Source organism: Pseudomonas sp. R3.Fl, assembly GCF_023516765.1.
GTDB classification, from domain to species: Bacteria; Pseudomonadota; Gammaproteobacteria; order Pseudomonadales; family Pseudomonadaceae; genus Pseudomonas; species Pseudomonas citronellolis.
The window spans coordinates 3,600,525-3,624,729 of the sequence record NZ_JAMGSO010000001.1 but is presented as its reverse complement, the minus strand read 5'-3'; the positions used below and the strand labels follow the sequence as shown (position 1 = coordinate 3,624,729).

22 protein-coding genes are annotated in these 24,205 nt (G+C 69.1%); 11 read left to right on the top strand and 11 right to left on the bottom strand.

Annotated elements, in window-relative coordinates; genetic code table 11:
- Positions 1–3: 3 nt before the first annotated feature.
- From rsmB to def, 3 genes are read right to left on the bottom strand one after another with little or no spacing between them, the layout of a single operon-like run.
- Complete coding sequence (gene rsmB / locus M8R19_RS15940) at positions 4–1,314, bottom strand: 16S rRNA (cytosine(967)-C(5))-methyltransferase RsmB (protein WP_249918300.1); 1,311 nt, start codon at positions 1,312–1,314, stop codon at positions 4–6.
- On the bottom strand, positions 1,311–2,255 hold the full coding sequence (gene fmt / locus M8R19_RS15935) for a methionyl-tRNA formyltransferase (protein WP_249918299.1): 945 nt from the start codon (positions 2,253–2,255) through the stop codon (positions 1,311–1,313). The genes rsmB and fmt overlap by 4 nt, the downstream gene beginning before the upstream one ends.
- Before the next feature lie 58 nt (positions 2,256–2,313).
- Positions 2,314–2,820, bottom strand: coding sequence for a peptide deformylase (def, locus tag M8R19_RS15930; RefSeq protein ID WP_249918298.1), 507 nt, complete (start codon positions 2,818–2,820; stop codon positions 2,314–2,316).
- 137 nt (positions 2,821–2,957) lie between these two features.
- On the opposite strand from def, the gene M8R19_RS15925 reads away from it, so the two are divergent.
- The 3 genes from M8R19_RS15925 (at position 2,958) to tsaC (ending at position 6,332) form a co-directional block, all read left to right on the top strand.
- On the top strand, positions 2,958–3,983 hold the full coding sequence (locus M8R19_RS15925) for a LysM peptidoglycan-binding domain-containing protein (protein ID WP_116425847.1): 1,026 nt from the start codon (positions 2,958–2,960) through the stop codon (positions 3,981–3,983).
- A gap of 652 nt (positions 3,984–4,635) precedes the next feature.
- Positions 4,636–5,730 (top strand): DNA-processing protein DprA, encoded by a 1,095-nt coding sequence (dprA, locus tag M8R19_RS15920; protein ID WP_116426179.1) that lies wholly within the window; start codon positions 4,636–4,638, stop codon positions 5,728–5,730.
- A 44-nt stretch (positions 5,731–5,774) separates the two neighbouring features.
- Positions 5,775–6,332, top strand: coding sequence for an L-threonylcarbamoyladenylate synthase type 1 TsaC (tsaC, locus tag M8R19_RS15915; RefSeq protein WP_249918297.1), 558 nt, complete (start codon positions 5,775–5,777; stop codon positions 6,330–6,332).
- 202 nt (positions 6,333–6,534) lie between these two features.
- Here tsaC and M8R19_RS15910 read toward each other — a convergent pair whose 3' ends face one another.
- Complete coding sequence (locus M8R19_RS15910; protein WP_249918296.1) at positions 6,535–7,512, bottom strand: quinone oxidoreductase family protein; 978 nt, start codon at positions 7,510–7,512, stop codon at positions 6,535–6,537.
- A gap of 181 nt (positions 7,513–7,693) precedes the next feature.
- Here M8R19_RS15910 and hemF point away from each other — a divergent pair, with 181 nt between their 5' ends.
- Together hemF and aroE are read left to right on the top strand one after the other, a co-directional pair.
- Positions 7,694–8,608, top strand: coding sequence for an oxygen-dependent coproporphyrinogen oxidase (hemF, locus tag M8R19_RS15905; protein ID WP_116426177.1), 915 nt, complete (start codon positions 7,694–7,696; stop codon positions 8,606–8,608).
- A 115-nt stretch (positions 8,609–8,723) separates the two neighbouring features.
- Positions 8,724–9,545 (top strand): shikimate dehydrogenase, encoded by an 822-nt coding sequence (aroE, locus tag M8R19_RS15900; protein ID WP_116426176.1) that lies wholly within the window; start codon positions 8,724–8,726, stop codon positions 9,543–9,545.
- 272 nt (positions 9,546–9,817) lie between these two features.
- Here aroE and M8R19_RS15895 read toward each other — a convergent pair whose 3' ends face one another.
- From M8R19_RS15895 to betC, 3 genes are read right to left on the bottom strand one after another with little or no spacing between them, the layout of a single operon-like run.
- The gene (locus tag M8R19_RS15895) at positions 9,818–11,374 is read right to left on the bottom strand and encodes a SulP family inorganic anion transporter (RefSeq protein WP_249918295.1); all 1,557 of its coding nucleotides are present in this window, start codon (positions 11,372–11,374) and stop codon (positions 9,818–9,820) included.
- 6 nt (positions 11,375–11,380) lie between these two features.
- Positions 11,381–12,304, bottom strand: a complete 924-nt coding sequence (locus tag M8R19_RS15890) for a choline ABC transporter substrate-binding protein (RefSeq protein ID WP_249918294.1) — start codon at positions 12,302–12,304, stop codon at positions 11,381–11,383.
- A gap of 34 nt (positions 12,305–12,338) precedes the next feature.
- Complete coding sequence (betC, locus tag M8R19_RS15885; RefSeq protein WP_074980799.1) at positions 12,339–13,847, bottom strand: choline-sulfatase; 1,509 nt, start codon at positions 13,845–13,847, stop codon at positions 12,339–12,341.
- A 128-nt stretch (positions 13,848–13,975) separates the two neighbouring features.
- Here betC and M8R19_RS15880 point away from each other — a divergent pair, with 128 nt between their 5' ends.
- The 5 genes from M8R19_RS15880 (at position 13,976) to M8R19_RS15860 (ending at position 19,486) form a co-directional block, all read left to right on the top strand.
- Entirely contained in the window at positions 13,976–14,872 is an 897-nt protein-coding gene (locus tag M8R19_RS15880) for a choline sulfate utilization transcriptional regulator (RefSeq protein ID WP_074980822.1), read from the top strand.
- Entirely contained in the window at positions 14,869–15,198 is a 330-nt protein-coding gene (locus tag M8R19_RS15875) for a DOPA 4,5-dioxygenase family protein (protein ID WP_043313885.1), read from the top strand. The genes M8R19_RS15880 and M8R19_RS15875 overlap by 4 nt, the downstream gene beginning before the upstream one ends.
- A gap of 92 nt (positions 15,199–15,290) precedes the next feature.
- Positions 15,291–15,812 (top strand): sigma-70 family RNA polymerase sigma factor, encoded by a 522-nt coding sequence (locus tag M8R19_RS15870; protein WP_024128852.1) that lies wholly within the window; start codon positions 15,291–15,293, stop codon positions 15,810–15,812.
- Positions 15,809–16,732 carry a FecR family protein gene (locus tag M8R19_RS15865; RefSeq protein WP_249918293.1) on the top strand — a complete coding sequence of 308 codons (924 nt, stop codon included), beginning with the start codon at positions 15,809–15,811 and terminating at the stop codon, positions 16,730–16,732. Before M8R19_RS15870 ends, M8R19_RS15865 begins: the two co-directional genes overlap by 4 nt.
- A 372-nt stretch (positions 16,733–17,104) precedes the next feature.
- Positions 17,105–19,486, top strand: a complete 2,382-nt coding sequence (locus tag M8R19_RS15860; protein WP_116426172.1) for a TonB-dependent receptor — start codon at positions 17,105–17,107, stop codon at positions 19,484–19,486.
- A gap of 6 nt (positions 19,487–19,492) precedes the next feature.
- Here the strand turns inward: M8R19_RS15860 and M8R19_RS15855 are convergent, their stop codons facing one another.
- A complete protein-coding gene (locus M8R19_RS15855) occupies positions 19,493–19,807 on the bottom strand; it encodes an antibiotic biosynthesis monooxygenase family protein (RefSeq protein WP_074980802.1) in 315 nt (104 codons plus the stop codon).
- 306 nt (positions 19,808–20,113) lie between these two features.
- Between M8R19_RS15855 and M8R19_RS15850 the strand changes: the two genes are divergently transcribed.
- Entirely contained in the window at positions 20,114–21,049 is a 936-nt protein-coding gene (locus M8R19_RS15850; protein ID WP_064987650.1) for an AraC family transcriptional regulator, read from the top strand.
- Between the two features lie 429 nt (positions 21,050–21,478).
- On the opposite strand, the gene gloA2 is transcribed toward M8R19_RS15850, so the two are convergent.
- The 3 genes from gloA2 to trpB all read right to left on the bottom strand — a co-directional run bounded on the left by gloA2 (position 21,479) and on the right by trpB (position 23,998).
- Positions 21,479–21,862 (bottom strand): SMU1112c/YaeR family gloxylase I-like metalloprotein, encoded by a 384-nt coding sequence (gene gloA2, locus M8R19_RS15845; RefSeq protein ID WP_249918292.1) that lies wholly within the window; start codon positions 21,860–21,862, stop codon positions 21,479–21,481.
- A gap of 124 nt (positions 21,863–21,986) precedes the next feature.
- A complete protein-coding gene (gene trpA / locus M8R19_RS15840; protein ID WP_249918291.1) occupies positions 21,987–22,793 on the bottom strand; it encodes a tryptophan synthase subunit alpha in 807 nt (268 codons plus the stop codon).
- Positions 22,790–23,998, bottom strand: a complete 1,209-nt coding sequence (gene trpB, locus M8R19_RS15835) for a tryptophan synthase subunit beta (RefSeq protein WP_249918290.1) — start codon at positions 23,996–23,998, stop codon at positions 22,790–22,792. The genes trpA and trpB overlap by 4 nt, the downstream gene beginning before the upstream one ends.
- Between the last annotated feature and the right edge of the window lie 207 nt (positions 23,999–24,205).

Sequence of the window (24,205 nt, the reverse complement as noted above, 5' to 3'; positions counted from 1 at the left end):
GTGCTAGCGGGCTGAGATCTTGATGAGCTTGGCATAGTAGAAACCGTCGTGCCCGCCCTCTTGCGGCAACAGCTGGCGCCCGTGCGCCTGCTTCAGGCCCCAGGGCCCGGCCAGGTCCAGCTCGCGGGCGCCGGGGGTGCGGGCGAGGAAGGCGGCGATCGACTCGCGGTTCTCCTGGGGCATCACCGAGCAGGTGGCGTAGAGCAGGATGCCGCCGACTTCCAGGGTTGGCCACAGCGCGTCCAATAGCTCGCCCTGCAGTTGCGCCAGGGCCGGGATGTCCTCGGCGGCGCGGGTCAGCTTGATGTCCGGGTGCCGGCGGATGACGCCGGTGGCCGAGCAGGGCGCGTCCAGCAGGATGCGCTGGAACGGCTTGCCGTCCCACCAGGCGACGGTATCGCGGCCGTCGGCGGCGAGCAGCGTGGCATCTAGTCGCAGGCGCTGCAGATTTTCGCGCACGCGCACCAGGCGGCTTTCTTCCAGGTCCACGCCGAGCACGCCAGCCAGGCCCGGCTCGGCCTCCAGCAGGTGGCAGGTCTTGCCGCCGGGGGCGCAGCAGGCGTCGAGCACGCGCTGGCCGGGGGCCAGTTCGAGCAGGTCGGCGGCCAACTGTGCGGCCTCGTCCTGCACGCTCACCCGGCCTTCGGCGAAGCCCGGCAGCTCGCGCACGTCGCAGGGCTGGGTTAGCTGGATGCCGTCGCGGCTGTAGGCGCAGGGCGCGGCCTCGATGCCGGCGGCCTGCAGTTCGGCCAGGTAGGCGTCACGGCTGCCCTGGCGGCGGTTCACCCGCAGGGTCATCGGCGGGTGGGCGTTGTTCGCCGCGCAAACGGCTTCGAACTGCTCCGGCCAGGCCTGCTTCAGCGCCTTCTGCAGCCAGCGCGGGTGGGCCAGGCGCGAGGCCGGGTCGCGGTCGACGTCGGCCAGCAGCACTTCGCCCTCGCGCTGGGCGCGGCGCAGCACGGCGTTGAGCAGGCCCTTGGCCCAGGACTTCTTCAGCTTGTCGGCGCAGCCGACGGTCTCGCCGATGGCCGCGTGGGGCGGAATGCGGGTGTAGAGCAACTGGTACAGGCCGACCAGCAGCAGCGCCTCGACGTCGCGGTCGCCGGCCTTGAACGGCTTCTGCAGCAGGCGCGCGGCCAGGGCCGCCAGGCGTGGTTGCCAGCGCGCGGCGCCGAAGGCCAGCTCCTGGGTCAGGCCGCGGTCGCGCGGGGCGACCAGCTCCAGCTGCGGCGGCAGCGAGCTGCCCAGCGAGGCGCGGCCGGCGAGCACGGCGGCCAGCGCGCGGGCCGCGGCGAGGCGCGGGCTGAGGCTCATTGGCCGAGCACCAGGCCGGTGGCGAACTGCTCGCGGCGGCTGTTGAACAGGTCGGCGAAGGCCAGCGGCTTGCCGCCGGGCAGCTGCACGCGGGTCAGCAGCAGGCTGCCTTCGCCGCAGCCCACCAGCAGGCCGTCACGGCTGGCGCCGAGGATTTTCCCCGGCTCGCCCCTGCTCTCGCCCAGGCGCGCGGCCCAGACCTTCAGCGGCTCGCCGTTCAGGGTGGTGTGGCACACCGGCCAGGGATCGAAGGCGCGCACGGCGCGCTCCAGTTCCACGGCAGGGCGGCTCCAGTCGAGCTTCGCCTCGTCCTTGCTGAGCTTGTGCGCGTAGGTGGCCAGGGCGTCGTCCTGCACTTCTCCCTTCAGCGTGCCGGCGGCCAGGCCGGCGATGGCCTCGACCACCGCCGGCGGGCCCAGGCGCGCCAGGCGGTCGTGCAGGCTGCCGCCGGTGTCCTCGGCGGAAATCGGCGTGCTCACCTTGAGCAGCATCGGCCCGGTGTCCAGGCCCGCTTCCATCTGCATCACGGTCACGCCGCTTTCCGCGTCGCCGGCCTGCACCGCGCGCTGGATCGGCGCCGCGCCGCGCCAGCGCGGCAGCAGCGAGGCATGGCTGTTGATGCAGCCCAGGCGCGGGATGTCCAGCACTGCCTGGGGCAGGATCAGGCCATAGGCGACCACCACCATCAGGTCCGGCTGCAGCGCGGCCAACTCGGCCTGGGCTTCTGGGTTGCGCAGGGTCGGCGGCTGCAGCACCGGCAGACCATGCTGCGCGGCGAGCTGCTTGACCGGGCTGGGCATCAGCTTCTGGCCGCGGCCGGCCGGGCGGTCCGGCTGGGTGTAGACGGCGACGATCTCATGCGGGGTATCGAGCAGGGCCTTGAGGTGCTCGGCGGCGAATTCCGGGGTCCCGGCGAAGACGATGCGCAATGCTTGGCTCATGCGTAGGCTCGCTTAAAGAAAAAAGGCTTGCCGGAGCAAGCCTTTGGGGAGGAGGGTGTCAGGCGCGCTGGCGGTGCTGCTTTTCCAGCTTCTTCTTGATCCGGTCGCGCTTGAGGTTGGACAGGTAGTCGACGAACAGCTTGCCGTTCAGGTGGTCGCACTCATGCTGGATGCACACCGCCAGCAGGCCCTCGGCGATTTCCTCGAAGGCCTTGCCGTCGCGGTCCAGCGCCTTGACGCGCACCCGCAGCGGGCGGTCGACGCTCTCGTAGAAGCCGGGCACCGACAGGCAACCCTCCTGGTACTCGCCCATCTCTTCGGTGAGCGCTTCCAGTTCCGGGTTGATGAACACGCGCGGCTCGGACTTGTCCTCGGACAGGTCCATCACCACGACGCGCTTGTGTACGTTCACCTGGGTGGCGGCCAGGCCGATGCCGGGCGCCTCGTACATGGTTTCGAACATGTCGTCGACCAGTTGGCGCACGTTATCGTCGACCACCTCGACAGGCTTGGCGATCGTGCGCAGGCGCGGATCGGGGAATTCGAGGATGTTCAGAATGGCCATATGCGTTTGTGATGCACTTGTGGAATAAAGTAAAAATCGGCTGCTAATATGCTGAGCAGCATCGAAAAACCCTGGAAGGCCCGGTAGGGGCGGCTTTCCGGCGTTTCATGTGTATACATAATAAAGGGATTCACCGCATGAGGAAAACACTACTCGCCGTGCTGCTGCTGGCGGCAGGAAGCATGGCGCAGGGTGCCGTGGAACTCAGGGACGGCCACCCGGACCGCTATACGGTGGTCAAGGGCGACACCCTCTGGGACATCTCCGGCAAGTTCCTGAGCAAGCCCTGGAAGTGGCCGGAGATCTGGCAGGTGAATCCGCAGATTCGCAACCCGCACCTGATCTACCCCGGCGACGTCCTCAGCCTGGTGTACATCGACGGCCAGCCGCGCCTGGTGCTCAACCGCGGCGCCTCCCACGGCACCATCAAGCTGTCGCCCAAGGTGCGCAGCACGCCCATGGCCGAGGCGGTGCCGACCATCCCGCTGGACAAGATCAACGCCTTCCTGCTGTCCAACCGCATCGTCGACAGCGAGGGTGACTTCAGCAACGCCCCCTACATGGTCGCCGGCGATGCCGAGCGCGTGGTCAGCGGCGCCGGCGACCGCGCCTACGCCCGCGGCGACTCCCTGGCCGAGGAAGGCAGCTACGGCATCTTCCGCCAGGGCAAGATCTACTCCGACCCGGACACCAAGGAAGTCCTCGGCGTCGACGCCATGGACGTCGGCAGTGCCCGGGTGACTGCCAAGGAAGACGACATCGCCACCCTCAACCTGACTCGCACCACCCAGGAAGTGCGGCCGGGCGACCGCCTGTTCCCCACCGAGGAACGCGCGGTGACCTCGATCTTCATGCCCAGCGAGCCGAAGACGCCGATCAAGGGCAGCATCATCGACGTGCCGCGTGGCGTCACCCAGATCGGCAAGTACGACGTGGTGACCATCGACAAGGGCAGCCGTGATGGCCTGGAGGAAGGCAACGTGCTGGCCATCTACAAGCTTGGCGAGACGGTGCGGGATCGTGTCAGTGGTGATCTGGTGAAGATTCCCGATGAGCGTTCCGGGCTGGTGATGATTTTCCGTACCTACAATCGTCTCAGCTATGGCTTGGTGCTTACCGCCAATCGTTCGCTGGAAGTGCAGGACAAGGTGCGCAATCCCTGACTTGCGTGCCTGTGTGAAGAGCCCCGCCATGGTGGGGCTCACTTAAGAAAGAATGCCGTTTCTCTGTATGGGGAAACGGCATTTTTCATATGGGGTGGGGCTTGGGCTTCGCTTGCGGCTCCTGATCCCGCGCTCCGATCCTCACCCCCGTCATTCCCGCGAACGCGGGACGCGGGAATGACGAGGGTGGAGTTAGGCGTTCCAGGATGACTCCAAACTCCCCACCCACTCCGAACAGCCCCCTCTCCCGCTTGCGGGAGAGGGCTGGGGAGAGGGTGCTCTTGAGCCCAGTGCCTAAAGTTCTCGAGAAATCCGTACGGCGTTATCCGCCGAATCGCGGACAGAGTCCGCTCCTACAGTTCCAGGAAGCTCGGGCGTAGGAGCGGACTTTGTCCGCGATTGGATTCACCGACCACGCCGGAAGCCCCGGTGGCACGAACATCCCCCTCTCCCTCCGGGAGAGGGCTGGGGTGAGGGGCGGAGCCAGGCTTGGCCACCTCCGATGAACCAACACATCGCTTGAATCAACAACATTGCTGCCACAGCGGCGTTCTTCGTTTCTGCCGGCCGGATCTTCCGAAGCGTCCGGCAGGCGTCAGCCGGCGGACGCGGCATAGTCGGGGTTCCCGCCAATGCGCCAAGGACTGCCGCCATGCCCCGCCAACCCTCCCCCGCCGAACTGGAAGCCCGCCTGCGCCTGCACGCCCTGCCCGAACTGGGGCCGCGGCGCTTCGCCGCCCTGCTGGCGGCCTTCGGTAGCGCCTCCGCTGCCCTCAGCGCGCCCGCCGCGGCCTGGCGCTCGCTGGGCTTGCCGGCGGCAAGCGCCGAGGCGCGGCGCAGCCAAGCCACCCGCCAGGCGGCGGCCGAGGCTCTGCGCTGGCTGGAAGGGCCCGAGCGGCACCTGCTGATGTGGGACGCCGAGGACTACCCCGCGCTGCTGGCGGAGCTGAGCGATGCGCCGCCGCTGCTGTTCGTCGAGGGCGCCCGCGCGGCCCTGGGCCGGCCGCAACTGGCGGTGGTCGGCAGCCGGCGCGCCAGCCGCCCGGGGCTGGACACCGCCCGCGCCTTCGCCCGCAGCCTGGCCGGCGGCGGCTTCGCCATCACCAGCGGGCTGGCCCTGGGCATCGACGGCGCCGCCCACGAAGGCGCGCTGGAAGCTGGTGGCGTCACCCTGGCGGTGCTCGGCACGGGCCTGCAATGCCTGTATCCCCGACGGCACCTGGGGCTGGCGCGGCGCATCGTCGAGGGCGGCGGCGCGCTGCTGTCCGAACTGCCGCTGGACTGCCCGCCGCGGCCGGACAACTTCCCGCGGCGCAACCGCATCATCAGCGGCCTGTCCCTGGGCGTGCTGGTGGTGGAGGCCAGCCCGGCCAGCGGCTCGCTGATCACCGCGCGGCTGGCCGCCGAGCAGGGCCGCGAGGTCTACGCCATTCCCGGCTCCATCCACCATCCCGGCGCGCGCGGCTGCCACGAGCTGATCCGCCAGGGCGCCACCCTGGTGGAGCGCATCGACGACATCCTCGAAGGCCTGAGCGGCTGGACTGCCGAGGCACCGGTCAGCAAACCGGCCCCGCAGCAGCAGACGCACCCACTGCTGGACCTGCTGCGCGCCGCCCCGCAGGGCAGCGAGGCGCTGGCCGCCGGCAGTGGCTGGGCGCTGCCACAGGTGCTGGCGGCGCTGACCGAGCTGGAACTGGAAGGCAAGGTGGCCTGCGAGGCTGGCGTCTGGGTGCATCGCGGCGGCTGAGCACGTAAACTGCCGCGCAATCGTTATTTCCCCGGAGTTTGCCGATGATCAGCAGCTGGCGTGTGCAGCGTGTGGCCAGGATAGTGCGCGAGGGCGGCGTCATCGCCTACCCGACCGAAGCCGTCTGGGGCCTGGGCTGCGACCCCTGGAACGAGGATGCCGTCTACCGCCTGCTGGCCATCAAGGCGCGGCCGGTGGAGAAGGGCCTGATCCTGGTGGCCGACAACATCCGCCAGTTCGACTTCCTGCTCGCCGACCTGCCGCAGGAATGGCAGGACCGCCTGGGCGCTACCTGGCCGGGCCCGAACACCTGGCTGGTGCCGCACCAGGGGCGCCTGCCGGAGTGGATCACCGGCCAGCACGACAGCGTGGCCCTGCGCGTCAGCGAACACCCGCTGGTGCGCGAACTCTGCGCGCTGACCGGCCCGCTGGTGTCCACCTCGGCCAACCCCGCCGGACGCCCGGCGGCACGCTCGCGGCTGCGGGTGGAGCAGTACTTCCGCGGCGAGCTGGACGGCGTGCTCGACGGCAAGCTCGGCGGCCGGCGCAACCCCAGCGTGATCCGCGACCTGGTCAGCGGCCGGACGGTGCGTCCGGCCTGACCTCGACGCTGCCCCGTACGTAGGGCGTATAACCGTTCGCGGTTATACGCCGCTACACCAACCTGATGCCCGGCTTCTCGGTCGAGCCCGAAGCGCTCTGCAACAGGCGCTCCGTGCCCAGCTCCGAAGCGCGCCCGGACCAAGGCCAAACGGCGTATAACGCGGAGCGTTATACGCCCTACCCAGGCCCGCCCGCCGCTGGTCAAGGCAACAGAATGGTCGACCCCGTGGTCCGCCGCGCCGCCAGTTCGGTCTGCGCCTTGGCCGCGTCGGCCAGGGCATAGCGCTGGTTGATCTCCACCTTGACCTTGCCGCTGGTGAGCATGCCGAACAGGTCCTCGGCCATCGCCTGCAGGCGCTCCGGGGTGTTGGCGTAGCCGAACAGCGTCGGCCGGGTGACGAACAGCGAGCCCTTCTGCGCCAGGATGCCCAGGTTGATGCCGTCCACCGGGCCCGAGGCGTTGCCGAAGCTGACGATCAGCCCGCGCGGCGCGGCGCAGTCCAGGGAGATCGGCCAGGTGTCCTTGCCCACCGAGTCGTAGACCACCGGGCACTTCTTGCCGTCGGTGAGCTGCAGCACGCGCTCCACCACGTTTTCCTGGCTGTAGTCGATGGTCGCCCAGGCGCCGTGGGCCTTGGCCAGCTCCGCCTTGGCGGCCGAGCCGACGGTGCCGATAAGCTTCACCCCCAGGGCCTTGGCCCACTGGCAGGCGATCAGCCCGACGCCGCCGGCGGCCGCGTGCCAGAGCACGGTCTGGCCGGGCTGGGCGTTGTAGGTCTGGCGCAGCAGGTACTGCACGGTCAGGCCCTTGAGCATCACCGCGGCGGCGGTCTCGAAGTCGATGGTGTCGGGCAGTTTCACCACGTTGGCCGCCGGCAGCACGTGCAGTTCGCTGTAGGCGCCCAGCGGGCCGGTGGCGTAGCCGACGCGGTCGCCGACCTTGACGTTGCTCACCTCGCTGCCCACCGCTTCCACCTCGCCGGCGCCCTCGGTGCCCAGCCCGGAGGGCAGCGCCGGGGCGGGATAGAGGCCGCTGCGGAAGTAGTTGTCGATGAAGTTCAGGCCGATGGCGCGGTTGCGTACGCGGACTTCCTTCGGGCCCGGCTCGGCGGGGGTGTAGTCGAGGTATTCGAGGACTTCGGGGCCGCCGGTGCGGGCGAACTGGATGCGCTTGGCCATGTCGATCTCCTGCTGCATGCGGCGTCGGAGGGGTCGGCGCCGCGTTGGGAAAAGTCTTTCATCCAAGCCGCCTTGTTGACCGCCGTCAAGCATGGCATGGCGGCCGGGAATGCTATGCTTGCGCCCCTCTCCCGGCCTGCAGCCCTGGCGCCGCAAGGCTTTCCCGCTCCAAGGTGATCCCGTGACCGACCCTATCCAGGCTGTGAAGGCCTACCTGCTCGACCTGCAAGACCGCATCTGCACCGCACTCGAAGCCGAGGACGGCGGCGCCCGCTTCATCGAGGACGCCTGGGAGCGTCCGGCCGGCGGCGGTGGCCGCACCCGGGTGATCGGCGATGGCGCGCTGATCGAGAAGGGCGGGGTGAACTTCTCCCACGTGTTCGGCGCCGGCCTGCCGCCATCGGCCAGCGCGCACCGTCCGGAACTGGCCGGGCGCGGCTTCCAGGCCCTGGGCGTGTCGCTGGTGATCCATCCGCGCAACCCGCACGTGCCGACTTCCCACGCCAACGTGCGTTTCTTCATCGCCGAGAAGGAAGGCGAGGAGCCGGTGTGGTGGTTCGGCGGCGGCTTCGACCTGACGCCCTACTACGGCAACGAGGAAGACTGCGTGCACTGGCACAAGGTCGCCCGCGAGGCCTGCGCGCCCTTCGGCGAGGACGTCTATCCGCGCTACAAGGAGTGGTGCGACCGCTACTTCCACCTCAAGCACCGCAACGAGCCGCGCGGCATCGGCGGCCTGTTCTTCGACGACCTGAACCAGTGGGACTTCGACACCAGCTTCGCCTTCCTGCGCGCCATCGGCGACGCCTACATCGAGGCCTACCTGCCCATCGTGCGCAAGCGCAAGGCCCAGGCCTGGACCGAGCAGCAGCGCGAGTTCCAGGAGTTCCGCCGCGGCCGCTACGTGGAGTTCAACCTGGTCTACGACCGTGGCACCCTGTTCGGCCTGCAGTCCGGCGGGCGCACCGAGTCGATCCTCATGTCGCTGCCGCCGCAGGTGCGCTGGGGCTACGACTGGAAGCCCGAGCCGGGCAGCGAAGAGGCGCGGCTGACCGAGTATTTCCTCCAGGATCGCGATTGGCTCGCCGGCCATTGATGGGTATCGCCTAGGCTCAACGCCATCCTACGAGTGCGTGCGTAGGATGGCGTTGAGCGCAGCGAAACCCATCGTCACACTCCCCCACAAGAAGAAACTTCCTCCAGGAATTCCCATGGACCGCTATTGCGTCTTCGGCAACCCCATCGGCCACAGCAAGTCGCCGCTGATCCACCGCCTGTTCGCCGAGCAGACCGGCCAGGCGCTCACCTACGACGCCCAGCTGGCGCCGCTGGACGACTTCGCCGGGGCCGCCCGCGCGTTCTTCGCCGAGGGCCTGGGCGCCAACGTCACCGTGCCCTTCAAGGAAGACGCCTACCGCCTGTGCGGTGAACTCACCGAGCGCGCCCGCCGCGCCGGCGCGGTGAACACCCTGAAGAGGCTCGACGACGGCCGCCTGCTGGGCGACAACACCGATGGCGCGGGGCTGACCCGCGACCTGGTGGTGAACAACGGCGTGGCGCTCAAGGGCCGCCGCGTGCTGGTGCTGGGCGCCGGCGGCGCGGTGCGCGGCATCCTCGAACCCTTCCTGGCCGAGGGCCCGGCGGCGCTGGTGGTGCTCAACCGCACCGCGGCCAAGGCCGAGCAGCTGGCCCGCGAGTTCGCCGACCTGGGCACGGTGCGCGCCGGCGGCTTCGACCTGCGCGACGAACCCTTCGACCTGATCGTCAACGGCACCTCGGCCAGCCTGGCCGGCGAACTGCCGCCCATCGACGCGGCGCTGATCCGCCCGGGGCATACCGTCTGCTACGACATGATGTATGGCAAGGAGCCGACCGCCTTCAACCGTTGGGCCGCTGAGCATGGCGCGGCGCGCTGCATCGATGGCCTGGGCATGCTGGTGGAGCAGGCGGCGGAGGCCTTCGTGCTGTGGCGCGGGGTGCGGCCGGATTCGCGGCCGGTGTTGGACGAGTTGCGGCGGCAATTGGCCGGCTAGGCTCTTCGTAGGAGCGAGCTTGCTCGCGAACGGTGCTCACCGGGAACGCTGGTGCTGGGTGGAGCGCCGTCCCCTCTCCCCAACCCTCTCCCTGAAGGGAGAGGGGGCTGTCCGGAGCGTGCTGCTAGCTCGAAGCTCGCCGGTAACGTAGGGCGTATAACCGTTCGCGGTTATACGCCGCTTAACCGGTCTCATCGCTCACTCCGAGGCTGAACTTTGCGCGCTCTGGGGCCACGGCCAATCGGCGCATAACGCCTTAGGCGTTATGCGCCCTACTCCACCCGCAATACCGCGCCTTCGCCCATCTGCCGCGCTAATTCCTCACGCACCCTCGGCCGCGCATGGCGCAGCACCAGGTGCCGCCCCTCGCCGGCCAGCCTGCGGGCTTCCTGCTGCAGCATGTGCGCCCCGGCGAAGTCGATGAAGTTCACGTGCCTGGCATCCAGCACCAGGCGCCGGCCCTGGCTGGCCTGGATCAGGCGCTGCAGGTAGTCGCAGGCGCCGAAGAAGATCGAGCCTTCCACCCGCAGCACTTCCTCCTCGCTGGCCTGCCAGCGTTCCACCCGTGGCTGCGAGGTGCGCCGCAGGTAGAGCAGCAGCGAGGCCAGCACGCCCAGGTAGATGGCGTTCTGCAGCGGTAGCAGCAGGGTCGCCGCGGCGGTCAGGGCCATCACTGCGAACTCGCTGCGGCTGCCACGCCAGAGGGCGCGCAGGGCCGGGCGGTCGACCAGGCCCCAGGCGATCAGCAGGATGCCGCCGGCCATGGCCGGCAGCGGGATGTGGGTGATCAGCCCGGCGCCGGCCACCGCCAGCACGGCGACCCAGGCGGCGGAGAACACCCCGGCCAGCGGTGTGCGCGCGCCGGCTTCGAGGTTGAGCCCGGAGCGGGTGAAGGAGCCCGCCGAGAGGCTGCCGGAGAACCACGGGCCGACCAGGTTGGACAGGCCCTGGGCGCGGATTTCCTGGTTGGCGTCCAGCACCTGCTGGCTGCGCGCGGCCAGGGCGCGGGCGATGGACAGGCTGGTGACCAGGCCGAGCAGGCCGCAGGCCAGGGCCCCGGGCAGCAGCGCGGCGATGCCGGCCGCATCGACTTGCAGCGGGCTGAACGGCGGCAGCGCGCTGGCGAAGGCCTGCACCCGCGCCACGCCGCCGAACCATGCGGGCAGCGCCCAGACCGTCAGGCTGGCCACCAGCAGGCCGAACATCAGCGTCGGCCAGCGCGGCCGCAGCCAGCGGCACAGCAGGCTCGCCGCCAGGCTGAGCAGGCCGATGGCCAGGGACGCCGGCTCGCACTCGCCCAGCCGCGCCAGCAGCAGGCGCGTGCCGTCCAGGGCGCTGCCGCGGCTGTGCACTTCCACGCCGAGCAGGTACGGCAACTGGCCCAGGGCGATGACCAGCGCCGCGCCCAGGGTGAAGCCGAGCATCACCGAGTGCGAGACGAAGTTCAGCAGCACCCCGGCGCGCATCGCCCCCAGGGCCCATTGCAGGATGCCGGCGAGGAAGGTCAGCAGCAGCACGTACTGGATGAAGGTCTCGCTGCCCGGCGGCGCCAGGGGCGCCACCGTGGCGTAGAGCACCACCGAGATGGCCGCGGTGGGCCCGCCGACCATGTGCCTGGAGGAGCCCCACAGGCAGGCCACCACCACCGGCAGCATGGCCGCGTACAGGCCGTACTGCGGCGGCAGCCCGGCGATCAGCGCGTAGGCGATGGACTGCGGCAGGGCCAGCACCGCGCCGGCCAGGCCGACCCAGGCTTCCCGTGCCATCGCCCGCGGGCCTAGGCCCGGCAGCCAGGCGAGGAACGGCAGCAAGCGATACAGGCGCTCCATCGGCGGTCAGAGCTTGGCCTGCACGGCGGCCAGGGCGTCGCTGCCGTCGCGGGTCTTCACCCCGTCCAGCCACTTGCCCAGGGCCTGCGGGTTGGCCCTGATCCAGGCCTTCACCGCGTCGGCGTTCTTCACGTTCTTCTCCAGCACCTCGGCCATGATGGCGTTCTCCATCTTCAGGTCGAAGCTCAGGTTGGCCAGCAGCTTGGCGCTGTTCGGGCACTGCTGGGCGTAGCCGTTGCGGGTGACGGTGTAGACGCTGCCGGTGCTGCCGAAGTACTTCTCGCCGCCGGCCAGGTACTTCATGTCGTACTTCACGTTCATCGGGTGCGGCGTCCAGCCGAGGAAGACGATCCAGCGCTCGCGCTTAACCGCCCGGCTGACCTCGGCGAGCATCGCCTGCTCGCTGGACTCCACCAGCTTCCAGTCGCCCAGGCCGAACTCGTTGCCGCCGATCATCTTCTGGATCGACAGGTTGGCCGGCGCGCCCGAGCCGATGCCGTAGACCTTGTGGTTGAACTGGTCGGCGTGCTTCTGCAGGTCGGCGAAGTTCTTCACCCCGGCGTCGTAGACGTAGGTCGGCACGGCCAGGGTGAACTCGGTGCCCTCCAGGTTCTTCGCCAGTTGCGTGACCTGGCCGCTGGCGATGAACTGGTCGTGGAAGCCCTGCTGCGCTGGCATCCAGTTGCCGAGGAAGGCGTCCACCTGGCCATCGCGCAGGCCGCCGTAGGTGATCGGCACCGAGAGGGTGTCGACCTTGGCCTGGTAGCCGAGGCTATCGAGCAGGAAGCTGGCCACGCCGTTGGTCACGGCGATGTCGGTCCAGCCCGGATCGGCCAGTTTCACCGTGGCGCAGGCTTCGTCCTCGGCCTGCGCGGCCTGGCCGGCCAGCACCATGGTGGTGGCCAGCAGCAATGCACTTAACTTGGTCATGCTTATCTCCCCTCGGCTTTTCTGGTTGTGGTTATCAGGGTCTGGGATAGCGGGCGCGGCGCTCCAGGTCGTCCAGGTCGATGTGGTTGCGCATGTATTGCTGGCTGGCATCGACGAACGGCTGGTGGTCCCAGCTGGTCAGCCTGCCGCGCTGCAAGGCGTCGGCGACGAAGCGCCGGCGGCGCTGGCTGGCCAGCACGCGGGCGGTGATCGCCGGGATGTCCCAACGCTGCCGGGCCTCGGCCAGGAAGGCGTCGAACAGCTCGCGGTGCGCCGCGGAGCCGGCCAGGTTCTCCAGCTCGCGCGGGTCGTTCTTCAGATCGTAGAGCAGGCATGGGTCCTGTTCGGAATAGACGAACTTGTAGTCGCCGCGGCGGATCATCATCAGCGGGCTGAGGGTGCCTTCGGCGGTGTATTCGCCGATCACCTCGTCGTGCCCGCCCTGGCCTTGCAGGTGCGGCAGCAGCGAGCGGCCGTCCAGCTCCAGGTCCGCCGGCAGCTCGCCGCCGGCCAGTTCCACCAGGGTCGGCAGCAGGTCGAGGGTGGACACCGACTCGGCCACATGGCGCGCGGCGAAGCGGCCCGGGGCGTGGATCAGCATGGGCACGCGGGCGGCCATCTCGAACCAGTGCATCTTGTACCAGAGGCCGCGCTCGCCAAGCATGTCGCCATGGTCGCCGGAGAACACCACCAGGGTGTTCTCGGCCAGGTCGCATTCCTCCAGGGTCCTGAGCAGCGCGCCGATCTGCGCGTCGACGTAGCTGCAGGCGCCGAAGTAGGCGCGGCGGGCGTCGCGGATCTTCTCCGGCGGCAGCGGCTTGCCCCACAGGTCGATGACCTTGAGCAGGCGCTGGGAGTGCGGGTCCTGCTCGTGCTGCGCCAGTTCCACCGACGGCAGCGGGATGTCCTCGTCGCGGTACAGGTCCCAGTACTCGCGGGGGATGGTGTAGGGGTCGTGGGGGTGGGTCATGGAGACGGTCAGGCAGAACGGCTGCTCGGCGTGCTCGCGGACGTGGTCGTAGAGGTACTGGCGCGCCTTGAACACCACTTCGTCGTCGAAATCCAGCTGGTTGGTGCGCACGCAGGGCCCGGCCTGCAGCACCGAGGACATGTTGTGGTACCAGCTCGGGCGCACCTCCGGCTCGTCCCAGTTCACCGCCCAGCCGTAGTCGGCGGGGTAGATGTCGCTGGTCAGGCGCTCCTCGTAGCCGTGCAGCTGGTCCGGGCCGCAGAAGTGCATCTTGCCCGACAGCGCCGTGCGGTAGCCCAGGCGGCGCAGGTGGTGGGCGTAGGTGGGGACGTCGGCGGCGAAGTCGGCGGCGTTGTCCCAGGCGCCGATCTTCGTCGGCAGCTGGCCGCTGACCAGGGTGAAGCGCGAGGGCGCGCACAGCGGGCTGTTGCAGTAGGCCGAATCGAACACCACGGCCTGTTCGGCCAGGCGCACCAGGTTGGGCATGCGGATCGGCGAGGCGGCGTCGTGCAGCGGCAGCAGGGGCGCGGCCATCTGGTCGGCCATGATGAAGAGAATGTTCGGACGTGGCATGGCGAGGCTTATCCTATGCACGGTTGTTATGGAATAGTGCGTGACAGCAGTGTCACGCCGCACCGGCAGGGGGTAAACCGCATGGCCATACATGCTTCGGATAATGTCAGCTTATGGGTGGCGAACCCATGAGCCTGCCCCTGGAACTGCTCCGCGTGTTCGAGTGCGCGGCCCGCGAGCAGGGCTTCACCGCGGCGGCCGCCGAACTGGGCAGCAGCCAGCCGGCGGTGAGCCAGCAGATCAAGCGCCTGGAGAAGCTGCTCGGCGCACGTCTGTTCGACCGGGTTCACCGCGGGATCGTTCTGACGGAAAGCGGCCAGTTGCTGCTGCGACACGTGCAGGCCGGGCTGGCGGAGCTGGAGGCCGGCGTCGAGGCGGTCAGCGCCCGGCGCACCCAGGAGGTGCTGCAGGTGGCCACCGACTTCGCCTTCGCCGCCTACTGGCTGATGCCGCGCCTGCCGCGCTTCCGCCAATTGCACCCGGAACTGGACGTCAGCCTGCTGAGCAGCGAGCGCAGCCCCAGCAGCCTGCGCAGCGACGTGGACGTGGCCATCGCCTTCGGCGACGGGCGCTTCAAGCATGGCGAGCCGCTGCTGCTGTTCGGCGAGGAAGTCTTCCCGGTGTGCAGCCCGCGCCTGTTGGGCGAGCGCCAGGCGCCGCTGCCGCTGGAGGAGCTGCAGCGCCTGCCGCTGCTGCACCTGAAGCCCGAGGCCCACAGCCGCTGGTTCGACTGGCCAGGGCTGTTCCGCGCCCTGGAGCTACCGCGCCCGCCGGAGGCTTCCGGGCTACGCTTCGACAACTACACGCTGCTGGTGCAGGCGGCCATCGCCGGCCAGGGCGTGGCCATCGGCTGGCGCCACCTGGTCGACGAACTGCTGGAGCAGGGGTTACTGTGCCGGCCCATCCGCGAGAGCGCCGCCTCGCGCTACGGCTATTACGCCGTGCTGCCCGAGCGCAAGCGCCGCGCCCGCCTGCTGCAGCCCTTCGTCGACTGGCTGCGCGCCGAACTGGAACAGGACCCATGAACGAGATCCACGGCTACCACGCCCACGTCTACTACGATGCCGACAGCCTGGAGCAGGCCCGCCAGCTGTGCGAGGAGGCGGTGCGCCTGTTCGGCGTGAAGATGGGCCGCATGCACCAGCGCCCGGTCGGCCCGCACCCGGACTGGAGCTGCCAGCTGGCCTTCGGCAACGACGCCTTCGCCGCCGTGGTGCCCTGGCTGGCGCTGCACCGCGATGGCCTGGTGGTGTTCATCCACCCGGACACCGGCGACGACCTGCGCGACCATCGCGACCACGCCATCTGGATGGGCGCGGTGCGGCCGCTGGACCTGTCGCTGTTCGGATGAGTTCGATAATGATTCTCGATTCGGTGTATGCTTGCCCGCTTTACCGGCGGCCCGCCCACGGCGGGCCGGTATTCCAGGGTATCGCGGTCATCATGCGGCGTTTCGCCTCCTCCCACCTCCTGCAGAGTTTCCAGGCGCACTATGCGGACCTGCTGCGCTTCCTCGCCCGCCGCCTGGGCGACAACCAGCGCGCCGCCGACGTTGCCCAGGACACCTGGCTGCGCCTGGCCGACCAGGCCCCGGAAGCCGAAGTGCAGGACCCGCGCGCCTACCTGTTCCGCGTGGCCGGCAACCTGGCCATCGACAACCTGCGCCGCGAAGGCCGGCTGGCCGAGCTGCACGTGGAGGAGACTGCGGCCAACGAGGTCAGCGACCCCGGCGCCGGCCTGGAGCGCAACCTGCTGGCCCGCGAGGCCCTGGAACAGCTCGACGCCGCCCTCGACCAGCTGCCGCCCAAGGCCCGCCAGGCGCTGCTGATGAACCGCCTGGACGGCCTGACCCACGCGCAGATCGCCCGCCGCCTCGGCGTTTCCGAAAGCATGGTGGGCAAGTACATCGTCCAGGCCATGCGCCATTGCCGCGACCACCTGCAACAGCGGGAGGCGCAGCCATGAGCCGCCAGGACCTGGAGAACCAGGCCATCGACTGGCTGGTGGAACTGCATTCCGGCCGCGTCGAGGCCGGCCGCCGCAGCGCGTTCGCCCAGTGGCGCGCGCAGAGCCCCGAGCACGAAAGCGCCGCGCGCAGCGCCGAGGCGCTGTGGGGCGCCCTGCCGGCCACCCGCACGGCGCGCCGCCACCGCCTGCTGCGCCCGCGCCGCCTCGTCGCTGTGGCAGCCGCCGCCTGTGTCGCCGCGCTGGCCGTGGCGCTGGCGCTGCCCACGCCGGTGGCGGGCCTGTACGCCGACTATGCCACCCGCACCGGCGAGCGGCGGATGATCGAGCTGGCCGACGGCAGCCGCGTCTGGCTGAACAGCGCCAGCGCGCTGTCGGTGGACTTCTCCGCCAGCCGTCGGAGCCTGCATCTGTATGGCGGCGAAGCGTTGTTCGAGGTGGCCAAGGACGCGCAGCGGCCCTTCGTGGTGCATGCCGGCGACGGCGAAGTCACCGCCGTGGGCACCCGCTTCGACGTCGATAGCCGCGGCCCGGAAGTGCAGGTGGCGGTCAGCGAAGGCGTGGTGCGGGTGGAGGCCGGCGGCAAACCGGCGGTACGCCTGGCCGCCGGCGAGCGCCTGGCCTATCGCGGGGAAGCCGCCCCCGGCCCGGTGCAGCCGCTGGACCTGGACAGCGCCAGCGCCTGGCAGCGCGGCAAGCTGATCTTCAACCAGCGCCCGCTGGGCGAGGTGCTGGCGGAACTGGAGCGCTACCTGCCGGGGCGCATCCTGCTGACCGATGCCAGCTTGCGGCGGCACAAGGTGAGCGGGGTGTTCGACCTGGATGATCCCGATGCGTTGTTGCAGACGTTGCAGCGGTTGCAGCCGGTGCAGATGACGCGGTTGCCTTGGTTGGTGGTGGTTAGGCCGGTTTCTTCGTAGGGCGCTGAAGAGCGCCCTCTCCCTAACCCTCTCCCTGAAGGGAGAGGGGACCGTTCGGAGCCTTTGGATATTCCTGAGTCAGCCGGCAGCGCCGTCGGTTTCCGGCTGAAACCATATCTTCTCTCGGCACGGACTAGCCCCCTCTCCCTTCAGGGAGAGGGCTGGGGAGAGGGTGCGGAGTCAAACCGAAGCACCCAGGCCGCCTGGAAACTCCGTTCGCGAGCAAGCTCGCTCCTACAAAATACAAAACAAAACCCCACGAAAAATTTTTTCCTTCCCCCACTGCAAGATCGCCCACCCCGTTTCGTCGTAGGCATGAACGCGAAGAATTCCCAACAAACGCGCCCTGCCCACAAGAACGGAACCCCCCGCATGCATCACCGCCTCTCCCCGCTGTACCGCGCCCTGGCCCTCGCCGCCCTGCTCGGCGGCGCCAGCCCCCTGGCCCTGGCCGCCGAGGACGTCGAGCTGCACATCGCGCCGCGCAGCCTGGACAGCGCCCTGACGCAGTTCGCCGACCAGGCCGGGCTGCACCTGCTGTTCAACTCCGAGGACGTCCAGGGCCTGAAGAGCCCCGGCCTGGACGGCCGCTACAGCCGCGAGGAGGCGCTGGACAAGCTGCTTTCCGGCAGCGGCATGCGCTGGAGCTTCAGCGACGAGCGCACCGTGCTGCTGCAGCGCGAGAAGGCCGCCGGCGGCGAGCCGCTGAGCATGGCGCCGACGCAGATCAGCGTGGCCGCGCGCACACCCACCGACATCAGCTCCATCCCCGGCACCGTCTGGGTGGTAGACCAGGCCCAGCTGCGCGAACAGCTGGACACCGGCGTCAGCCTCAAGGAAGCCGTGGGCAAGCTGGTCCCCGGCCTCGACCTGGCGCCGGAAGGCCGCACCAACTACGGCCAGAACATGCGCGGGCGCAACGTGCTGGTGATGATCGACGGCGTCAGCCAGAACAGCTCCCGCGGCCTGTCGCGGCAGTTCGACAGCATCTCGCCGTTCAACGTCGAGCGCATCGAAGTGCTCTCCGGCGCCAGCGCCATATACGGCGGCGGCGCCACCGGCGGCATCATCAACATCATCACCAAGAAGGGCGCGCCCGGCAGTGCCCGCTTCGAAAGCCAGCTGGGCGCCAGCAGCGGCTTCAACAACAGCGACGACCTCTCCACCCGCCTGGCCCAGTCGGTCAGCGGCGGCAGCGACCGGCTGAGCGGCCGCCTGGGCGTTTCCGCGGAGAAGAACGAAGCCTTCTACGACGGCGCCGGCAACCAGATCTTCATCGACAACACCCAGACCGACCTGCAGTACAACCGCACGGTCGACGTCATGGGCAACCTCACCGCGCAGTTCACCGACGAGCAGAGCCTGGACCTGCTCGCCCAGTACTACGACTCGGGCAACGACGGCAGCACCGGCATCTACTTTCCGCACCTGAACTACAAGGCGCCCTCGGACCTGGACGACGCGCAGATCCGCAGCGGCATGGACACCGACCTGGAGCCGCAGACGCGCCGCCTGCTGCTCAACGCCAACTACCACCACGCCAATCTGCTGGACCAGGACTTCTACCTGCAGGCCTACTACCGCAAGGAAGACGACAACTTCTACCCCTTCCCCTACTACAACGCCGGCAAGCCGGCCGGCAGCACCGGCGTGTACTTCGCCGCCTCGCAGCAGAACTTCGAGGTCAGCGGCCTCAAGGGCCTGTTCAGCAAGCAGTGGGACAAGCTGAAGCTCACCTACGGCGTGGACCTGGACCACGAGCGCTTCAACGCCGAGCAGAAGACCTTCGACCAGTTGGTCTCCTCGGAAAGCGGCGGCCTCGACCTGAGCACCGCCAGCAGCGCGCCGCGCTACCCCAGCTACGTGGTCGACGGCCTGTCGTTCTACGGCCAGCTGGACTACAAGCTGACCGACGCCCTGACCCTCTCCGGCGGCGCGCGGCACCAGAAGATGGACGTCGAGGTCGACGACTTCAAGGGCGTGCCCGGCGGCAACAACGACTACCAGGTCAACCTGTTCAACCTCGGCGCCATCTACGACTTCCACAACGGCCACCAGCTGTGGGGCAACTACAGCGAGGGCTTCGACCTGCCCGACCCGGCCAAGTACTACGGCAAGCCCGGGCTCTCGGTGGACGACAACCCGCTGGCCGGCATCAAGAGCCGCCAGGTCGAGCTGGGCTGGCGCTACGCGGACATGGACTGGCAGGCGCAGACGGCGGTGTACTACATCTGGTCGGACAAGGTGATCAGCGTCGACCAGGCCACCCTGACCATCGACGTCAACGACCAGAAGAGCCGCGACTTCGGCTTCGAGGGCGCGCTGACGCGCTACTTCCAGAACGGCTGGCAGGGCGGCACCACCCTGCACCTGGTGCGTTCCGAGGAAGAGGACGCCGACGGCGACTGGATCAAGCGCGACGCGCGCTACGCCTCGTTGTCCAAGGCCACCGCCTTCGTCGGCTGGAACGATGAGCTGAACAGCGCGCGCCTGCAGGCCAACCACGCCATGAGCCTGAAGGACGACGCCGACCACGAGATCGACGGCTACACCACCTTCGACCTGATGGGGGAACGCAAGACGGGCTTCGGCACCTTCAGCGCGGGCATCCAGAACCTGCTGGACCGCGAGTACAGCACCGTGTGGGGGCAGCGGGCGACGCTGTTCTATTCGCCGACCTACGGGCCGGCCTACCTGTACGACTACCAGGGCCGCGGGCGCACCTTCACCCTGGGCTGGCGCATGGAGTACTGAGGGGGCTCACGCCGCGCGGGATTCCTCGCGCGGCGCGTCCAGGTGGGTGTGCAGGCTGAGGGCGTGGTGCTGGAGGATTTCCCCCAGCAGTTGTTGCAGCGGCAGTTCCAGGTAGGCCTGCAGGCTTTGCGCATCGGCCCAGCGGCCGCGCAGGCGCCAGAAGTCGCTGCTGGTGGCCGGCAGCAGCACCTCGTAGGACTGGCAGCCGGGCAACTGGTGCGCGGCGCTGATCAGGCGGTCGAGCAGCTGCGCCAGCTCGGCCTCGTGGCCGGGGCGTGAGCGGATCAGCAGGTGGTGTTCGAATGGTTGTCGAATGGCCATGAGCGATTTCCTCCTGTCCCGGGCGCTGGAATGGGGGCTCGGCCCGGTTGTGCCAGAGTAGGAGACGGGCGTCTGCGGGCGGTAGACGGATGCTGTCGGCTTCTTGCCTGATCCTGCGTCATCCTCGCCGCCTTGCCCGAAGCGGCGGATTCCCTGGCCTGGCTGGCATGATGGGGGCTTCCCACGGCGGTTGGCTTGTACGATCCTGCCGATTGCTTGCCCGATCCTCCAGCGTCCGTCGTCCTGTCACACTTCCCGCGTGTGCCCGGGCGTAAGCTGGACGCCGCCACTCTCGGAGGCCCCCGTATGTCGCAGCCCCACGACCCCGTCGCCGCCAGCCGCCAGGAACTGGCCGACATCATCGAGCGCCACTGCAATGGCGTCTCCGGCGTCCACGACACCGCCGTCGAATCGCTGTCGCTGGCGCGCCTGGAGCAGCCCAGCGAAGGCCGCATGCCCACCCTGTACCGCCCGGCGCTGTGCGTCATCGCCCAGGGCAGCAAGGAAATCCGCGTCGGCCCGGAAATCTACCGCTACGACGAACTCAACCTGCTGGTGGTCTCGGTGACCCTGCCGGTGTGCGGCCAGGTGGTCGACGCCTCGCCGGACAAGCCCTACCTGTCGCTGCGCCTGGACATCGACCCGGGCGAACTGACGCGGCTGATCGCCGACGCCGGCCTGGCCGGCAGCACCCCGCGCCCGGCCAGCCGCGGCATCTACCTGCAGCGCCTGGACACCTCGGTGCTCGACGCCCTGCTGCGGCTGATGCGCCTGCTCGACAGCCCGCGCGACATCGCCATGCTGGCGCCGCTGTACATCCGCGAGATTCTCTACCGCCTGCTGCGCGGGCCCCAGGGCCACCTGCTGCACGACCTGGCGATGACCGACAGCCAGACGCACCGGGTGACCCGCGCCATCGAATGGCTCAACCGCAACTTCGACAAGGCCCTGCGCATCGACGACCTGGCCCGCGAGGTCAACCTCAGCGCTTCGACCCTGCACCACCGCTTCAAGGAAGTCACCGCGCTCAGCCCGCTGCAGTACCAGAAGCAGCTGCGCCTGCAGGAGGCGCGCCGGCTGATGCTCTCCGAGGGCCTGGAAGTGGCGGTGGCCGGCCACCGCGTGGGCTACGAGAGCCCCTCGCAGTTCAGCCGCGAATACAGCCGCCTGTTCGGCGCCCCGCCGCTGCGCGACCTGGCCAGCCTGCGCAACGCCCTGGGCGACGCGGCGATGCCGGCCTGACCTTGGCCGAGCCTCGCGCCATGGCGATGGGTATCGCTTCGCTCAACGCCATCCTACGAGAAGCCGTGCCTGCCCGTACGGAGGCGATTCTCGGCTGCTGGCTGGAGGGTCGGTGTCAGGTCTAAGAGCCCCTCTCCCCAGCCCTGGCTGCGCGCCCCGCTCCGAAGGGAGAGGGGGCTAGTCCGTGCCGAGAAGGGATATGGTTTCTGCTGGATACCACCGAGCTTGCCGGCGAGCGTCGAGATAACAGCGCATGCCGAACGGTCCCCTCTCCCTTCAGGGCGGGGCGCGCAGCCGAGGGTTAGGGAGAGGGCGCTCCAAAGCCCAACCCCAAAGTCCCAGGCAAGCACCATTCGCGAGTAAGCCGGCCGCCCTTACGGTAGGAGCGGATTCATCCGCGATTCCGGCCGACAGGCCGGCGGGCATCCATCAACGCTCATACAACTCCAACGGCAACCCATCCGGATCGGCGAAAAAGGTAAAGCGCTTACCGGTCAACCCATCGCAACGAATAGCCTCGCAACGCACCCCCTGCCCCTCCAGCTCGGCCACCGCCGCTTCCAGGTCCTCCACGGCGAAGGCCAGGTGGCGCAGCCCCAGAGCCTCCGGATAGGACGGCCGCGGCGGCGCGCCGGGGAAGGAGAACAGCTCCAGCTGCACCTCGCCCAGGGCCAGGTCGAGCTTCCAGGAATCGCGTTCGGCGCGGTAGGTCTCGGCGACCACCCGCAACCCCAACACCTCGGTGTAGAAGCGTTTTGAGCGTAGGTAATCGGAGCAGATCAGGGCAACGTGGTGAAGGCTGTGCAGGTTCATGGGCTGGGGCCGCTGCGGAAAAACACCCGACCCATTATGCAGCCTGCCCACCGCCCCCCGTAGGATGGCGTTGAGCGAAGCGATACCCATCGCTGGATATCGCCCCGCTCATGCAGCCGGGCCCTCAGCGCGCCTTGCGCACGCCCTCGGCCAGCTCGCGGCACAGGCCCAGCACGCCCTGCACGGCTTCGGCGGAGCTTCCCGCGTTGGCGATCTTGTCCACCAGCGCCGAGCCCACCACCACGCCGTCGGCCAGGCGGGCGACGCTGGCGGCGTGTTCCGGGGTGCGGATGCCGAAGCCGATGGCCACCGGCAGGTCGGTGTGGCGGCGCAGGCGCGCCACGGCCTGCTCGACGTGCTCCAGGGTCGCGGCTCCTGCGCCGGTCACGCCGGCCACCGAGACGTAGTAGACGAAGCCCGAGCTGCCCGCGAGCACCGTGGGCAGGCGCTTGTCGTCGGTGGTCGGGGTGGTCAGGCGGATGAAGTCCAGCCCGGCGGCCTGGGCCGGCTGGCACAGGTCCTCGTTATGTTCCGGCGGCAGGTCGACGATGATCAGGCCGTCGACGCCGGCTTCCTTGGCATCGGCGATGAAGCGCTCGACGCCGTAGTAGTGGATGGGGTTGAAGTAGCCCATCAGCACCAGCGGGGTGCTGTCGTTGCCGGCGCGGAATTCGCGGACCATCTTCAGCGTCCTGGCCAGGTTCTGGCCGTTGCCCAGGGCGCGGATGTTGGCCAGCTGGATCGCCGGGCCGTCGGCCATCGGGTCGGTGAACGGCATGCCCAGCTCGATCACGTCGGCGCCGGCCTCGGGCAGGCCCTTGAGGATGTCCAGCGAGGTGGAGTAGCCCGGGTCGCCGGCGGTGATGAAGGTCACCAGGGCGGCGCGGTTCTGCTGTTTCAGTTCGGCGAAGCGGGTCTGCAGGCGGCTCATGCTTGCGGCTCCTGTTGCATGTGGTGCATGACGGTCTGCATGTCCTTGTCGCCACGACCGGACAGGTTCACCACCATGATGTGGTCCTTGGGCAGGTTCGGCGCGCGCTTGAACACCTCGGCCAGGGCGTGGGAGGACTCCAGCGCCGGGATGATGCCTTCCAGGCGGCAGCAGGTGTGGAAGGCCTGCAGCGCCTCGTGGTCGGTGATCGAGGTGTACTCGACGCGGCCGATGTCGTGCAGCCACGCGTGTTCCGGGCCGATGCCGGGGTAGTCCAGGCCGGCGGAAATGGAGTGGGCGTCGATGATCTGGCCGTCCTCGTCCTGCAGCAGGAAGGTGCGGTTGCCGTGCAGCACGCCGGGCACGCCGCCGTTCAGGCTGGCCGCGTGCTTGCCGGTCTCGATGCCGTGGCCGGCGGCTTCCACGCCGATGATCTTGACGCTGGCGTCATCCAGGAACGGGTGGAACAGGCCCATGGCGTTGGAGCCGCCGCCGATGCAGGCGACCAGGGAATCGGGCAGGCGGCCTTCCTTCTCGGCCAGCTGCTCGCGGGTTTCCTTGCCGATCACCGCCTGGAAGTCGCGGACCATCGCCGGGTAGGGGTGCGGGCCGGCCACGGTGCCGATCAGGTAGAAGGTGTCGTGGACGTTGGTCACCCAGTCGCGCAGGGCTTCGTTCATGGCGTCCTTGAGGGTGCCGGTGCCGGCGGTGACCGGGATCACCTCGGCGCCCAGCAGGCGCATGCGGAAGACGTTGGCCTGCTGGCGGTCGATGTCGGTGGTGCCCATGTAGACCACGCACTTCATGCCGAAGCGCGCCGCCACGGTGGCGGTGGCCACGCCGTGCATGCCGGCGCCGGTCTCGGCGATGATGCGCTGCTTGCCCATGCGCCTGGCCAGGAGGATCTGGCCGATGCAGTTGTTGATCTTGTGCGCGCCGGTGTGGTTCAGCTCTTCGCGCTTGAGGTAGATCTTCGCCCCGCCGCAGTGCTCGGTCAGGCGCTCGGCGAAGTACAGCGGGCTCGGGCGACCGACGTAGTCGCGCTGGAAGTAGGCCAGTTCCTTGTGGAACTCCGGATCCTCCTTGGCCTTGTCGTACTCGCGGGCCAGGTCGTGGATCAGCGGCATCAGCGTCTCGGCGACGTACTGGCCGCCGAAGCTGCCGAACAGGCCCTTGGCGTCGGGACCGGTGCGCAATGTGGACATGGGAAGGCTCCTCTGGTGTCGGTAGGCAGGAGCGCCCCTGGGTGCGAAACACCTCCAGGGAAGCACGGCTTTTCGTAGGATGGCGTTGAGCGAAGCGATACCCATCAGCGCAACCGCATGGGTTTCGCAAGCTCAACCCATCCTACGAAGAGCACCTCGGCGCAAGGCCGTTGCTCCTACGGAATGTGCCGAGGATACGACTGCCGG

What these genes read in the sequence shown, in the direction of transcription:
- rsmB (WP_249918300.1), bottom strand. Translation starts at nt 1,314, where the DNA reads ATGAGCCTCAGCCCGCGCCTCGCCGCGGCCCGCGCGCTGGCCGCCGTG.
- fmt (WP_249918299.1), bottom strand. Translation starts at nt 2,255, where the DNA reads ATGAGCCAAGCATTGCGCATCGTCTTCGCCGGGACCCCGGAATTCGCC.
- def (WP_249918298.1), bottom strand. Translation starts at nt 2,820, where the DNA reads ATGGCCATTCTGAACATCCTCGAATTCCCCGATCCGCGCCTGCGCACG.
- M8R19_RS15925 (WP_116425847.1), top strand. Translation starts at nt 2,958, where the DNA reads ATGAGGAAAACACTACTCGCCGTGCTGCTGCTGGCGGCAGGAAGCATG.
- dprA (WP_116426179.1), top strand. Translation starts at nt 4,636, where the DNA reads ATGCCCCGCCAACCCTCCCCCGCCGAACTGGAAGCCCGCCTGCGCCTG.
- tsaC (WP_249918297.1), top strand. Translation starts at nt 5,775, where the DNA reads ATGATCAGCAGCTGGCGTGTGCAGCGTGTGGCCAGGATAGTGCGCGAG.
- M8R19_RS15910 (WP_249918296.1), bottom strand. Translation starts at nt 7,512, where the DNA reads ATGGCCAAGCGCATCCAGTTCGCCCGCACCGGCGGCCCCGAAGTCCTC.
- aroE (WP_116426176.1), top strand. Translation starts at nt 8,724, where the DNA reads ATGGACCGCTATTGCGTCTTCGGCAACCCCATCGGCCACAGCAAGTCG.
- M8R19_RS15895 (WP_249918295.1), bottom strand. Translation starts at nt 11,374, where the DNA reads ATGGAGCGCCTGTATCGCTTGCTGCCGTTCCTCGCCTGGCTGCCGGGC.
- M8R19_RS15890 (WP_249918294.1), bottom strand. Translation starts at nt 12,304, where the DNA reads ATGACCAAGTTAAGTGCATTGCTGCTGGCCACCACCATGGTGCTGGCC.
- betC (WP_074980799.1), bottom strand. Translation starts at nt 13,847, where the DNA reads ATGCCACGTCCGAACATTCTCTTCATCATGGCCGACCAGATGGCCGCG.
- M8R19_RS15880 (WP_074980822.1), top strand. Translation starts at nt 13,976, where the DNA reads ATGAGCCTGCCCCTGGAACTGCTCCGCGTGTTCGAGTGCGCGGCCCGC.
- M8R19_RS15875 (WP_043313885.1), top strand. Translation starts at nt 14,869, where the DNA reads ATGAACGAGATCCACGGCTACCACGCCCACGTCTACTACGATGCCGAC.
- M8R19_RS15870 (WP_024128852.1), top strand. Translation starts at nt 15,291, where the DNA reads ATGCGGCGTTTCGCCTCCTCCCACCTCCTGCAGAGTTTCCAGGCGCAC.
- M8R19_RS15865 (WP_249918293.1), top strand. Translation starts at nt 15,809, where the DNA reads ATGAGCCGCCAGGACCTGGAGAACCAGGCCATCGACTGGCTGGTGGAA.
- M8R19_RS15860 (WP_116426172.1), top strand. Translation starts at nt 17,105, where the DNA reads ATGCATCACCGCCTCTCCCCGCTGTACCGCGCCCTGGCCCTCGCCGCC.
- M8R19_RS15855 (WP_074980802.1), bottom strand. Translation starts at nt 19,807, where the DNA reads ATGGCCATTCGACAACCATTCGAACACCACCTGCTGATCCGCTCACGC.
- M8R19_RS15850 (WP_064987650.1), top strand. Translation starts at nt 20,114, where the DNA reads ATGTCGCAGCCCCACGACCCCGTCGCCGCCAGCCGCCAGGAACTGGCC.
- gloA2 (WP_249918292.1), bottom strand. Translation starts at nt 21,862, where the DNA reads ATGAACCTGCACAGCCTTCACCACGTTGCCCTGATCTGCTCCGATTAC.
- trpA (WP_249918291.1), bottom strand. Translation starts at nt 22,793, where the DNA reads ATGAGCCGCCTGCAGACCCGCTTCGCCGAACTGAAACAGCAGAACCGC.
- trpB (WP_249918290.1), bottom strand. Translation starts at nt 23,998, where the DNA reads ATGTCCACATTGCGCACCGGTCCCGACGCCAAGGGCCTGTTCGGCAGC.